Origin of the sequence: Pelomonas sp. Root1217 (assembly GCF_001425705.1) — a bacterium.
GTDB lineage: Bacteria > Pseudomonadota > Gammaproteobacteria > Burkholderiales > Burkholderiaceae_C > Pelomonas.
The window spans coordinates 1,095,506-1,107,534 of record NZ_LMDC01000001.1 but is presented as its reverse complement, the minus strand read 5'-3'; the positions used below and the strand labels follow the sequence as shown (position 1 = coordinate 1,107,534).

The 12,029-nt window shown below is 66.1% G+C and carries 10 protein-coding genes; 4 read left to right on the top strand and 6 right to left on the bottom strand.

The window, feature by feature from the left end; translation table 11 throughout:
- Positions 1-22 precede the first annotated feature (22 nt).
- On the bottom strand, positions 23-1,573 hold the full coding sequence (locus ASC95_RS32305; RefSeq protein ID WP_057296642.1) for a methyl-accepting chemotaxis protein: 1,551 nt from the start codon (positions 1,571-1,573) through the stop codon (positions 23-25).
- A gap of 118 nt (positions 1,574-1,691) precedes the next feature.
- Here ASC95_RS32305 and ASC95_RS05080 point away from each other — a divergent pair, with 118 nt between their 5' ends.
- Positions 1,692-2,456, top strand: coding sequence for a type III pantothenate kinase (locus tag ASC95_RS05080; RefSeq protein ID WP_057296641.1), 765 nt, complete (start codon positions 1,692-1,694; stop codon positions 2,454-2,456).
- 216 nt (positions 2,457-2,672) lie between these two features.
- Here the strand turns inward: ASC95_RS05080 and ASC95_RS05075 are convergent, their stop codons facing one another.
- The gene (locus ASC95_RS05075) at positions 2,673-3,134 is read right to left on the bottom strand and encodes a hypothetical protein (protein WP_057296640.1); all 462 of its coding nucleotides are present in this window, start codon (positions 3,132-3,134) and stop codon (positions 2,673-2,675) included.
- An 87-nt stretch (positions 3,135-3,221) separates the two neighbouring features.
- Between ASC95_RS05075 and ASC95_RS31640 the strand changes: the two genes are divergently transcribed.
- Together ASC95_RS31640 and ASC95_RS05065 are read left to right on the top strand one after the other, a co-directional pair.
- The gene (locus tag ASC95_RS31640) at positions 3,222-4,193 is read left to right on the top strand and encodes an ABC transporter substrate binding protein (protein ID WP_162250718.1); all 972 of its coding nucleotides are present in this window, start codon (positions 3,222-3,224) and stop codon (positions 4,191-4,193) included.
- Positions 4,190-6,538, top strand: coding sequence for an ATP-binding protein (locus ASC95_RS05065; protein WP_369820590.1), 2,349 nt, complete (start codon positions 4,190-4,192; stop codon positions 6,536-6,538). Before ASC95_RS31640 ends, ASC95_RS05065 begins: the two co-directional genes overlap by 4 nt.
- Here ASC95_RS05065 and ASC95_RS05060 read toward each other — a convergent pair.
- A complete protein-coding gene (locus ASC95_RS05060) occupies positions 6,493-7,269 on the bottom strand; it encodes a response regulator transcription factor (protein ID WP_057296637.1) in 777 nt (258 codons plus the stop codon). The genes ASC95_RS05065 and ASC95_RS05060 overlap by 46 nt on opposite strands.
- Before the next feature lie 344 nt (positions 7,270-7,613).
- On the opposite strand from ASC95_RS05060, the gene ASC95_RS05055 reads away from it, so the two are divergent.
- On the top strand, positions 7,614-8,180 hold the full coding sequence (locus ASC95_RS05055) for a helix-turn-helix transcriptional regulator (protein ID WP_057296636.1): 567 nt from the start codon (positions 7,614-7,616) through the stop codon (positions 8,178-8,180).
- A 5-nt stretch (positions 8,181-8,185) separates the two neighbouring features.
- On the opposite strand, the gene hslU is transcribed toward ASC95_RS05055, so the two are convergent.
- The 3 genes from hslU to ASC95_RS05040 are packed head-to-tail and all read right to left on the bottom strand — an operon-like array spanning position 8,186 to position 11,885.
- Positions 8,186-9,511 (bottom strand): ATP-dependent protease ATPase subunit HslU, encoded by a 1,326-nt coding sequence (hslU, locus tag ASC95_RS05050; protein ID WP_057296635.1) that lies wholly within the window; start codon positions 9,509-9,511, stop codon positions 8,186-8,188.
- Positions 9,508-10,071: an ATP-dependent protease subunit HslV gene (gene hslV / locus ASC95_RS05045; protein ID WP_057296634.1), complete on the bottom strand. Its 564-nt coding sequence runs from the start codon at positions 10,069-10,071 to the stop codon at positions 9,508-9,510. The genes hslU and hslV overlap by 4 nt, the downstream gene beginning before the upstream one ends.
- A 56-nt stretch (positions 10,072-10,127) precedes the next feature.
- Complete coding sequence (locus ASC95_RS05040; protein ID WP_057296633.1) at positions 10,128-11,885, bottom strand: hypothetical protein; 1,758 nt, start codon at positions 11,883-11,885, stop codon at positions 10,128-10,130.
- Positions 11,886-12,029 lie beyond the last annotated feature (144 nt).

Genomic DNA, 12,029 nt, shown 5'->3' with positions numbered 1-12,029 from the left:
CACAAGCTTGCCGGTCGAGGCGTCAGCTCAGTTTGAAGCTGGACACCAGCCCCGCCAGCCTCACCGCCTGCTCCTTCAGCGACTGAGCCGCCGCGGCGGACTCCTCCACCAGCGCGGCGTTCTGCTGCGTCATCTGGTCCAGCTCCGTCACGGTGCCATTGACCTGGCGCAGCCCCTGGCTCTGCTCGACGGCGGCGGCGCTGATCTCGCCAATGATGTCGGTCACGCGCTGCACCGAGCCGACGATGTCGGTCATGGTTGCACCGGCGTCGTTGACGAGATGGGTGCCGGCCTCGACGCGCTCGACGCTGGCGCCGATCAGCGCCTTGATCTCGCGCGCCGCCTCGGCGCTACGCTGGGCCAGCGAGCGCACTTCGCCGGCGACGACCGCGAAGCCGCGGCCCTGCTCGCCGGCGCGGGCCGCTTCCACGGCGGCATTCAGCGCCAGGATGTTGGTCTGGAAGGCGATGCCGTCGATGGTGCCGATGATGTCGGCGATCTTGCGGCTGGCGTTGTTGATCTCACCCATGGTGCTGACGACGCGCGACACGACCTCACCACCGCGGCCGGCCGTCTCGGCGGCCGCGCCGGCGAGCTGCTTGGCCGTCATGGCCGAGTCGGCGCTCTGGCTGACGGTGCCGGTCAACTCCGTCATGGAACTGGACGCCTGCTGCAGGTTGGACGCCGTCTGCTCGGTGCGCTGGGACAGGTCCATGTTGCCGCTGGCCACCTCGCTGGAGGCGACCTGGATGCTCTCGGCCGATTCGCGCACCTGGCCGACGATCTCGGACAGCGACTTCTGCATGGCGGCCAGGGCCTGCATCATCTCGGCGGACTCGTCCGTGCCACGAGCCTCGGGGGCTCGTGACAGGTCGCCGCCGGCCATGCGCTCGGCAAAGCGCTTGGCCGCCACCAGCGGGCCGATGATGGAGCGCGAGATCAGCACGGCCAGCGCGCCGCCCACGATGACGCATACAACGAAGGCGACGATGAAGCCGACGAAGACGTTGCCCACCAGCTTGTCCACCGTCGCAAAGATGTCATCGCCGCGCTTCTTCAGGTCGGCCTCGATGTTGTTGAGCATGGACAGCGCCGGCTCATAGGCGACGTCCGCAGCCTTCATCTCCTCGAAGGCCGACTGGGCGTCGGCGAAGCCATCCGCGCCGATCTTGTCGGCCACCGGCTTGACGGCCTTGCGGTAGTCGGCCATCAGCACGCGGAACTTCGCCAGCGCCTCGCGACCCTTGTCTTCGGTCGTCATCTTGCCGAAGTCGTCCATCGCCTTGTCCAGACCCGCCTGGGCGCCGTCCCACTCCTTGCGGGCCCGCGCCATGCCTTCCTTGTTGAAGATGGAGGCCACCAGGGTCGACGTGGCCGTCTTGCTCTGCAGCAGGTGGCTGCGGGCCGCAACGGTGATGTTGGACGTCGGGATGAGCTTCTGCGTGATGCCCTGGATGGCCTTCTGCGACACGTTCAGACCGAAGCCACCGACAGCAACCAGCAGCGCCGTCATCGCCAGGATGATGGCGAACGCCAGCCAGAGGCGGGCTTGGATACGCAGGCGTCGCAGCATGGCGGTTCTCCTCGTGGGAAGGGGCGATCAGAAGTAGCCGCTGATTGAAGCAGAAACCCGCACCGGCAGATACAAATGCGCTGGTAGGCTCGCGGCATCGTTCACGGCACAGCCTCCCATGAGCTTTCTGGCCATCGACATCGGCAACACCCGGCTCAAGTGGGCCGTCTATGAAGACGGTGCCGAGCCCGGCAGCCCGCCGACGCAGCACGGTGCCGTTTTCCTGGAGAACATCGACCGTCTCGCCGACGACGACTGGCAGCACCTGGCGCCGCCGGCACGCATCCTGGGCAGCAATGTGGCCGGCGATGCGGTGCGCCGCCGCGTCGAGGAGCAGATGGAGCACTGGGACCTGGTGCCCCGCTGGGTCGTGCCCGCCGCCGAGGCGGCCGGCGTGAAGAACGGCTATGACCACCCGACGCGCCTGGGTGCGGACCGCTGGGTGGCCGTCATCGGCGCCCATGCACACGCCAAGAAGCGCGGCTTCGAAGGGCCGGTGCTGGTGGTCATGGTGGGCACGGCAGTGACGGTGGACGCGCTGTCCACCGACGGCGAGTTCCTGGGTGGCCTCATCCTGCCCGGCCACGGCATCATGCTGCGCGCGCTGGAAGGCGGCACCGCCGGCCTGCGCGTGCCCACCGGCGAAGTGTGCGACTTCCCGACCAATACCAGCGACGCGCTGACGACGGGCGGCACCTTCGCCATCACCGGTGCCATCGAACGCATGTTCCGGCTGCTCGCCAAGCGCGAGGGCTGCGAGCCCCTGCTGCTGATGACGGGCGGCGCGGGCTGGAAGGTGGCGCCTGCGCTGGACGCGCCTCATGAGCTCATTGAAGGGTTGATCTTCGATGGGCTGCTGGCGATCAACTCGGCGCGGAAATGACGCGTTCGGCGACTTCGCGCACCGAGCTCACGCCCGGGCGCTGGTAGACCTCGCGGGGCGGTTGGCGGCAATACTGGGTGCAACGCCCGGGCGCTGCGCTCCAGGTCTAAGGTTCAGCATGGGGGGAAGTTGCACAAAAGCGTCGGATGAGCGCCTGAAGCAAAACGATCCGAGACCTCGCCCTTCGATTGATACCCCTCCCGAAGCGTCATGGCGTCATTCGGCCTCGCTGTTCAACCAGGGCTGACAGTCCTGTTCAACGAGTGCCTCCACCACATCGATGTCAAACGGTGGCCAGGAGGCATTCGTAAGGCTGAACCCTTCCTGCGTGGAATCGCAGATCACGATCAATTTCCCGCCCACGACAGCCGGACTGTGAATATGAATCTTGACCGGCAAGTTCCCCGGGTCAAGGCGATCGTTGGCCTCCGCCGCCTGCAGAATCATGGCGTTCAGCGCAACGAATGGGCCTTGGAGGCCAGCAATGTCTTTCGTCGACAGCCCGTCGAACTGCACCGTGCTGCAGGCAAGGTGCGCATCTTCAGAGCAGATGAATGTCGCGGGCAGCGGCACTGTGAACGCTGGAAGTCCTTCCGCTTCGCCGAGCCCCAGTTGCAGTCCAACCGTGACCTGCACCCTGTCCGGAGTTTCTTGTTCCTGAAGCGTTTGTTCTGTCATGGTGTCGGCTCCTAAACTCGATTGCGTCAGCCCCCTTGGCCAAGCAGTCTCAGCATAGCGAACGGGAATGAGATGGACATTAGGCAAATGGCCAATGCTTTAGTCTGGATGGCTGTAGCGGCAACACCCGCAATACTTCTTCAGTCTGACTCCTCCATTGCACCCTCTCAATTCCTGGTGATCTATCTTGGGCGAGAGACAGTGACCGACGATCCTCGGTTTGAGGCATTCACCCATTCGCTTGAACGTCTGCCTGCGGACCTGAGAAATCGCGTGCGACTCAAGCATGTGGCAGCGTTGCCGGAAATGACTCGTCTGGAAGAGGCCGTCAGCGAGGCAATCCAGATGAGGCCCGCAGTCATCGTTGCGCCGTCCACAGCCACCGCAAAAGCGGTACGTGACAAGAGTGCGCCCATTCCGGTACTTTTCTCCAGCTTCACCGACCCCGTGCGCAGTCGAGTCGTCGATTCGATGGGGCAAAGAACGGAACCCTTCACGGGCGTCTGGATGGAAGACGATCTGGACGGCAAACGGCTCGAGTTTCTGCGCGATGCCTATCCGCAGATCAGGACCGTCGCTGTCCTCATGGACCGCCCGTGGGAATCGAACTGCAATGCCATGAGCAGGCTTCCTCGGGTTGCCAACAGCCTGGGACTGGACATCACCGTCTTGCTTGCTGATGACGCTGAAGAAGTCCAGCGTGTGCTCGACGATCCGCAAGCGGCCAAGTTCGACGCGTGGTACCTGGCGCCGAGTGGCATGGCCACGCTTCACGCCGAAACCGTACTTGCGAGGCTTCGGGCATGGGGCAAGCCCGTCATCGTCGGACGTACTCAGTACGTGGTCGATGGCGCGCCCATTTCCTATATGGTCGACATCGATTTTCGATGGCCAGCCATGGTCGAACTCCTCACGCGCGTATTGCGAGGCGAAGCCCCAGGATCCATCCCTATCCAGCGGCCCTACCGCATCGTGCTGGCCGTGCGGCCCACCCCCGCCAAAGGCTTTCCGCCACCGTCGGCACAGGTGGTGCGTCAAGCGGACTTGGTCGTGCGATGACCAGGGACGTCAGTTCGTCAGTTGCATCGCAACACCGCCCGATATCGCGGCGCTTTGCGGTGTGGATGATCGGCCTGACTTTGACTTTGCTTATGCTGCTGGGGGCCGTCGAAAGCTATTTCGGCTACCGCGAGTCGATCGAGCATATCGAGGCGACGCAGGAGCTCGAAGCGGGCCATGCCGCACGGGAGATCGCCAACTATCTCAAGCTGATTCGCGCGGGTCTGAGAGATGTCGCCAAGATGCCCTGGGGTCAGCCCGGCTTCGGCAACGCGGAGCGCCGGCAGGAATATCACCGGCTCATGCAGTTCATGCCCGCCATCACGGAACTGCAGACTGTGGATACCCAAGGTCGCGAGCTCCTGCTGGTGTCGCGAACGCAAACCGACCGCCACAATCAAGGAGTGCTCCTTGAGCCGCCCAAGCTGGTCGGATTCAGAGCCCCGCAGAACCTGCCCGACGGCAAGACCTTCTTTCGCGATGAACTACCGATGGCCAGCCTCTCGGTCTATGACGGACAGGACGCCATTATCGCGAGCGTCGATCTGCGCTTCCTCGGTGAGATCGTGTCGCGGATACAGGCCGGCGAGGGTGGTCTGGCGTATGTGGTTGATGCGCAAGGTCTGCTGATCGCCCACCCGCGCCTTACGCACGTGCTGGCGCGCCGCGATCTTTCACTAACCGACTTGTTCCGCACGATACGTCAGGTTCCGTCGACCACACCCATACTGCTGCGCGGCTACTACACGGTCGATCTCGTGGGGCAGCCCGTGATCGCCACTGCAGCTGCCGTACCCGGCACGGCATGGACGGTAGTCATGGAGCAGCAACGCGCGCAAGCCCTCAAGCCTGCCTGGGCGACATTGAGCCGCACACTGCTGCTGATGGCCATCGGCGCGGCGGCTGCGCTGTTCGCTGGCCTGGCATTTGCGCGTCAAATGGCCGCACCCATCGTCGCGCTGCGCAAGGCGACTGCCCGCATTGCGGCTGGTGATCTGACGACTCATATCGCCTTGAAAAGGCACGATGAGATCGAAGACCTGGCTGACGACTTCAACCAGATGACGCAGCGTCTGCGTGAGTTATATGCGAGCCTGGAGGCCAAGGTCGCCGAACGTACACAAGAGCTGTCCGACGCTCGCGACGTCCTCGAAGACCGCGCCCATGAGATCGACCTGCTGAACCAGCGCTTGATGACCCAGCTGGACGAGCTCTCGCTGCGCAAGGACGAAGCCGAACGCGCCAACGCTGCCAAGACCCGCTTCCTCGCCGCCGCCAGCCATGACCTGCGCCAGCCGATGCACTCCATCAGCCTGCTGATCGGTGTGCTGCGCACCCGCTTGAACGACCCGGCACAGATCGACCTCGCCGACAAGGTGCAGTCCTCCGTCACGACCATGGAGAACCTGTTCGGCAACCTGCTGGACATCTCCAAGCTCGACGCCGGCGCCGTGCACCCCCACGTCGAGGACGTGGATCTGGGCTGGCTGCTGGAGCGTGCCGCCGAGACCTGGCTGCCTCAGGCGCAGGAGAAAGGCTTGAGCCTGCGACTGCGACCCGACCGCTGGGTGGTGCGCGGTGACGCGACGCTGCTGGAGCGCATCGTCGGCAACCTGCTGGCCAATGCCATCCGCTACACGCGCAGCGGCGGCGTGCTGGTTGGCTGCAGGCGCCGCGGCGAGCAGTGCGAGTTGCAGATCTGGGACACCGGACCGGGCATCGCCGAGGAGCACCGCGAGGCCATCTTCGAGGAGTTCTTCCGCATCGGTGCGCCGGGCACAGGGCAGGAGAAGGGCCTGGGCTTGGGCCTGTCCATCGTGCGGCGCTGCGCGCACATCCTGGGCTACGCCATCAGCGTGCAGAGCCGCGAAGGCCGGGGCTCGGTGTTCAAGGTCCTGCTGCCGCTGGCGGCCGGCACCGCGGCCCCGCACGCCACGAGCAGCGCGATGGACACGCCGCCGCAGGCGCTGGAGGGCAATTTCATCGTTGTCATCGACGACGAGGCGACCAACCGCGAAGCCGTCAGAGACGCGCTGCTCGGGGCCGGCTGCCATGTAGTGGTTGCCGCCAGCGGTGACGAAGCGCTGGCGCAGCTGCAGGCGCACCTGCGCACGCCCGATCTCATCCTCACCGACTTCCAGCTCGGCATCTCGGGCAACGGCCTGGGCGTGATCCGGCAGCTGCGCGCCCACTACGACGAGGAGATTCCCGCCCTGGTGGTGACCGCCAACACGGACGCGCGGCTGCTGGCCGAAGCCGCTGCCCTCGGGGCCGGCCTGCTGCACAAACCCGTCGGACTTCAGCGCCTGCTGCTGGCGCTCAAGGAGTCGCTGGAAGCCGCCTGAGACAGTGACCCGTCGTCGAAGCGAAGGCCCATTCGCCCGGCTGCGACGATCGCCTGGGTGCGGGTGGTGACGTTCAACGCCCTCAGCACCGCCGAGGTGTGGGCCTTCACTGTGCTGAGTGACAAATCGAGTTCGCGTGCGATCAGCTTGGCCGGCTGGCCCTGCAGCAACAGGTGCAGCACCTCGGCCTGACGCGGTGTGAGGCCGAGATCGGCAGGCCGTCGCGAAGGGATGCCCGCCAGCAACTCAGGTCCGGCTGGTGCAGTCGCCAGCATGGGCGTGACGGCGGCTGCGGGCGCTGCGGCCGGTGGCGTGGCCGGTGCAGGATTGCGCGCAGCAAGAAAGACGCTGGGCGGCAAATAGATGCCTTTGGCCAGGATGAGCTTGAGCGCGCCGATCATGACGGCCGAGGTCGAGCTCTTGGGGATGAAGCCCATCGCGCCGGCGTCCAGCGCGGCGAGCACGGTGTCCTTGTCGTCGGCCGACGACATGACGACAACTGGCATCTCCGGGTGGGCCTCGCGCAGCCGCCGCACGCCTTCAAGGCCCGAGGCGCCTGGCAAGCCCAGGTCGATCAACACGAGATCGGCCGCGCCGCGCCCCTCAATGACCGCGACGGCTTCCTCGCTGCTGCCGGCCTCCCAGGTCTCCAGGGGTTGCACGAGGGGACGCAGCAGCAGGGCAATGCCCTCTCTGAACAAGGTGTGGTCGTCGACTAGCAGAACTCTCATGGGGCGCAAAAGATGCGAGCCGATATTAGCGAGCAATGCGCATCGCGGGCCCGATCCGGCATTGGGCTTTTGGATAGGCCTCAATGGCAAGCCATGCTCACAAACCCTCACAACCGGGCCGACCCGGTCTGGGATCTGGTGCGCCACCCGAGCGGCGGTGGTTGAGCCATCCGGCCGGGCCTTCAGGGCAATGCGCGGACAGGATTCGGCCGTCAAACTTGACAGCAAATCAACCGCTGTCATCGCCAACGCTCAGGGAGATCTTCATGCTGAACGCCCTTCAAACCCAAACAGCGAGTCATCGCGTCCATTCGGGCTTCACTCCTCCCGGAACAACTTGCCAAGTGCTCGCCGCCCTGCCCCAACCGATGCTGATCGTGCGGCCGGACCGACGCCTGCTGTTCCGCAACCGCGGCGCCGAAGGCTTATTGCGTGATCGGCGCGTGGATGTGAGCGCTGAGCATCTGATGCATGTCGGCCAGCTTGACGCCACGAGGCTGGAGTCGCCGCTGCGCTTGGCCGTGGCCGGCTCGACGTCCTATGTCGGCCTGTGGTTCACGCCGCAGATCAGCACCGGCTGGCTGCACTGCATGCCGCTGCCCGAAGACCTGGCCGCCAGCACCGGTTGGCCGGGCGATGCGGTGCTGCTGGTCATCCACCTCGACCAGCCCGCACTGACACAGGCCGCCCGCATCGACGCGCTGGCCCGCCACAGCCGCCTCAGCGCAACGGAGCGACATGTGCTGATGCTGCTGGGCGACGGCATGACGGTCGAGGTCGCCGCGACTCATCTCGGCCTGTGCCTGTCGACGCTGCGCAGCCATGTCCGCAACCTGCTCGGCAAGACGCAGGCGTCCACGCTGATGCAGCTGCTGCGTTGGGTGGGCAGCGGCCAGGCGCTGCCGCACTGACGCCGCTACAGGATGAAGCGGCTCAAATCCTCGTTCGCTGCCAGCGCCGCCAGCTTGGCGTCGACCGCTGCCGCATCGAGCGTCACGGTCTGACCCGCATTGCGCGGCGCGTCGAAACTGATTTCGTCGAGCAGCCTCTCCATCACCGTCGCCAGGCGGCGCGCGCCGATGTTCTCGGTGCGCTCGTTGACCTCGAAGGCGATCTCCGCAAGGCGGCGGATGGCGCCTTGCTGCAGGTCCAGCGTGACACCCTCGGTGGCGAGCAGGGCCTGGTACTGCTTGACGAGGCTGGCGTGGGTGCTGGTCAGGATGGCCTCGAAGTCGGCGACCGACAACGAATCCAGCTCGACGCGGATGGGCAGGCGCCCCTGCAGCTCGGGGATGAGGTCGCTAGGCTTGGCCAGGTGGAACGCGCCGCTGGCGATGAAGAGGATGTGGTCGGTCCTGACGAGGCCGTACTTGGTCGACACCGTCGTGCCTTCGACCAGCGGCAGCAGGTCGCGCTGCACGCCCTGGCGCGAGACCTCGGCGCCACCGTGTTCGTTGCGCGAGGCCACCTTGTCGATCTCGTCGATGAAGACGATGCCCATCTCCTGGGCATTGGCCAGCGCCGCGGCGCGGATCTCCTCCTCGTTGACGAGCTTGGCCGCTTCCTCGTCGACGAGCAGCCTCATCGCTTCGGCGACCTTGAGCTTGCGCGTCTTCTTCTGAGTGCCGCCGAACTGGCTGAACATGCCCTTCAGTTGTTCGGCCATGTCCTCCATGCCCGGCTGGTTGCCGAACGGGCCGAGCACTTCCATCGTGGGCCTGGGGGCGAGCAGATCGAGCTCGATGTCCTTGTCGTCGAGCTGGCCCTCGCGCAGGCGCTTGCGCAGGGTCTGGCGCGTCGCGTTGTCTCCGTCCTGCGAGCTCGGGCTGCCCGGCAACAGTATCTGCAGGATGCGCTCCTCGGCGGCGTCCTCGGCGCGCGTCTGGCAGCGGCGCATGGCCCCCTCGCGCTCCTGCTTGACGGCAACCTCGATGAGGTCACGGATGATGGAGTCCACATCCTTGCCGACATAGCCGACCTCGGTGAACTTGGTCGCCTCGACCTTGATGAAGGGCGCGCCGGCCAGTTTGGCCAGGCGGCGGGCGATCTCGGTCTTGCCGACGCCGGTCGGGCCGATCATCAGGATGTTCTTGGGCGTGATCTCGCCGCGCAGCTTCTCGTCGACCTGCTGGCGGCGCCAGCGGTTGCGCATCGCAATGGCGACGGCGCGCTTGGCGGCCTGCTGGCCGACGATGTGGCGGTCCAGCTCGGAGACGATTTCCTGGGGGGTCATCGAACTCATTCGAGCACCTCGAGGGTATGGTTCTGGTTCGTGTAGATGCAGATCTCGCCAGCGATCTCAAGCGAACGCTTGACGATGTCTGACGCGCTCAAATCGGTGTGCGCCAGCAAGGCCTTGGCGGCGGCCTGGGCGTAGGCGCCGCCAGAGCCGATGGCGACGATGCCCTGTTCGGGCTCCAGCACGTCACCATTGCCGGTGATGATCAGCGACGCGGTCTTGTCAGCCACGGCCAGCATGGCTTCAAGGCGCCGCAGCACGCGGTCGGTGCGCCAGTCGCGCGTCAGCTCGACCGCCGCGCGCACCAGGTGGCCCTGGTGCTTTTCCAGCTTGGCTTCGAAGCGTTCGAACAACGTGAAGGCATCGGCCGTGGCGCCGGCGAAACCCGCCAGGACCTGGTCACGGTAGAGCTTGCGCACCTTGCGCGCGCTGGCCTTGACGACGATGTTGCCCAGGGTTACCTGGCCATCGCCGCCGATGGCGACCTGCCAGCCGGTGGGCGTCTGGCGGCGCACTGAAACAATGGTGGTGCCGTGATAGACGGCAGAAGATTCTGAAGACATAGGCCGTCCCAGTTGAGGTTCAGCCGCGGTTTCGCAAGGGCGGCCGCGGCCGCGGATCAGTTGATCCGCACCTTGACCTTGGCATGCTCGTTGATGCCCATTGCGCCGAAGAACAGCGCGACCAGCCGGTGGGCGTCGGTGAAGACGACCGTACGGTTCTCGGTCCGGCGCTGCAGCACCCAGTTCAGCAGGTCGCCAGCGGCCATGAAGTCCAGCCGGATCAGCTTGGTGCAGGAGATGTTGATGATGCTGGCGTCGCCGACCTCGGTGGACAGCGTGCGCAGGTTGTCGGAGATGTCGCCGCTCATCTGGCCCATCAATTCGAGCTGGGCCAGGCTGGCCTCGGCCACGCTCGTGTCGAGGAAGGTCGACTGCGCCTCGCTCTGCATCGAGCTCGTGGCCGGGCTGTTGGTCGACGAGCCTTCGCCGCCGATGCGCACGCGGCACTTGGCGCGCTCCCAGGACGGCGGCGAGACCTCGTAGGTCACACAGTAGTCGATGGCGGCCTCGTCGAACTGATCGGGCCGGTTGGCCAGGCGCAACGCTTCCAGCCGCAGCATCCAGAGCACCGGGTCGGTGTCGCGTTCGCCCACTGGCGCCAGCTCCTTGAGCTGGTTCAGGAAGCGGTCGCCGCCCACCCATCGCTGGTCGACCTGCTGCTGGGCCCAGACCCGAAACAGCTGGCGCATCTGGATGGCGGCCTCGATCTCGATCTCTTCCAGCGGGCCCCAGTCGAAGACCCAGGGCATGGGCAGGGTTTCGCTGCGTTTTTGCAGCAGCGTCACATCCTCGGCTCTCACGGTGGAGGGCGCCGTCCAGCTGACCTGGCTGGCCTTGGCCATGGGCGAGCGGTTGGACTGGCGTGTCGATTCGGCCACCAGCTTGGGCATGGAAAACCACTGCGGTGCCGACAGGCCGAACTGCTGGGCGTACTCGACAGCCAAGGCCTCGAACTTGCCCTGGGCGCCGGTGGCGCGGTAGTGGTCGAACAGCACCAGCCAGGTCTCGCCGTGCAGATTGCGGCTGCCGCCCGGGCGCACGAGTTCAGTCAGGGCCCGCTCGCTGTTCTCGTAGTCGGCGTTCGCAAAGGCGATGACGGCCTCGTCGAGCTCGGGGTCGTGCACGACCTCCTGAACCTCGACATCGGGCGTGGACTCGGCCAGCGTGAAGGACAGCGGCATGTCCAGCGCCGGCAGGTCGGGCAGGCGGCTGGGCGGCGAGTCGGACAGCGGCGGGATGGCCGCGCCCATGGTCACCGCCGCCGGCGGCGTCGGCGCCTGCAGGCGCTGCACTTCGCGGGGCGTCGAGAACTCGCTGACGCGGCCGCCGTTGGCTTCGACGGCCGGCGGCGCCGCGACGCTGGACGAGAAGGCCACCGGCCGCGTGCTGGTGTCGAAGAACCCGGGCTGCTGCTTGGGCACGGCCTGCGTCGTCGCAAAGCTCTCGCCCACCATCTGCTGCTCGATCTCGTCGATCTTGGCCTTCACGCCCAGGTCGATCTTGGAATTGGGCTCGCTGATGCGCTCGTCGTCGCCCATCCGGGACGGCGACGAGGCCAAGGCCGCGAGCTGCTCGGGCGTCAGGCCCTCGCGGCGGATGCGGCGCAGCATGTCGAGCTCGCGCTTGCGCACGAAGTCGTTGCGGCGCTTGCGCTCCACCATCGCACGCAGTTCGGCCTTGGCGAGGTCGCCCTCGGGGTCGTCCTGACGCGAATTGATCTCGGCCCAGTCCGTCGTGGGGTTGGCCACGAAGCGCGCCACCTTGCGGAAGAAGCTGTCGCCTTCCTTCGGGTCTGCGGGCTTGGATTCGGACATGTCTGGACTATGCCTCGTGGAAACGAACGGGTGTCAGCGACCCACGGGCCGAGCGCCGGGCCGCTCCCAAGCCTGCCCGTCCGGGTGATGTGCTTGCGGCTCAACGTCGCAAGCATCGCCGTCCCCTCGGGGGACCGGCCAAGG

Bases quoted from the DNA above. Each gene is read 5' to 3' on its own strand.
- ASC95_RS05060 (WP_057296637.1), bottom strand. From the start codon at position 7,269: ATGAGAGTTCTGCTAGTCGACGACCACACCTTGTTCAGAGAGGGCATT.
- ASC95_RS05040 (WP_057296633.1), bottom strand. From the start codon at position 11,885: ATGTCCGAATCCAAGCCCGCAGACCCGAAGGAAGGCGACAGCTTCTTC.
- hslU (WP_057296635.1), bottom strand. From the start codon at position 9,511: ATGAGTTCGATGACCCCCCAGGAAATCGTCTCCGAGCTGGACCGCCAC.
- ASC95_RS05075 (WP_057296640.1), bottom strand. From the start codon at position 3,134: ATGACAGAACAAACGCTTCAGGAACAAGAAACTCCGGACAGGGTGCAG.
- hslV (WP_057296634.1), bottom strand. From the start codon at position 10,071: ATGTCTTCAGAATCTTCTGCCGTCTATCACGGCACCACCATTGTTTCA.
- ASC95_RS05080 (WP_057296641.1), top strand. From the start codon at position 1,692: ATGAGCTTTCTGGCCATCGACATCGGCAACACCCGGCTCAAGTGGGCC.
- ASC95_RS32305 (WP_057296642.1), bottom strand. From the start codon at position 1,573: ATGCTGCGACGCCTGCGTATCCAAGCCCGCCTCTGGCTGGCGTTCGCC.
- ASC95_RS31640 (WP_162250718.1), top strand. From the start codon at position 3,222: ATGGCCAATGCTTTAGTCTGGATGGCTGTAGCGGCAACACCCGCAATA.
- ASC95_RS05065 (WP_369820590.1), top strand. From the start codon at position 4,190: ATGACCAGGGACGTCAGTTCGTCAGTTGCATCGCAACACCGCCCGATA.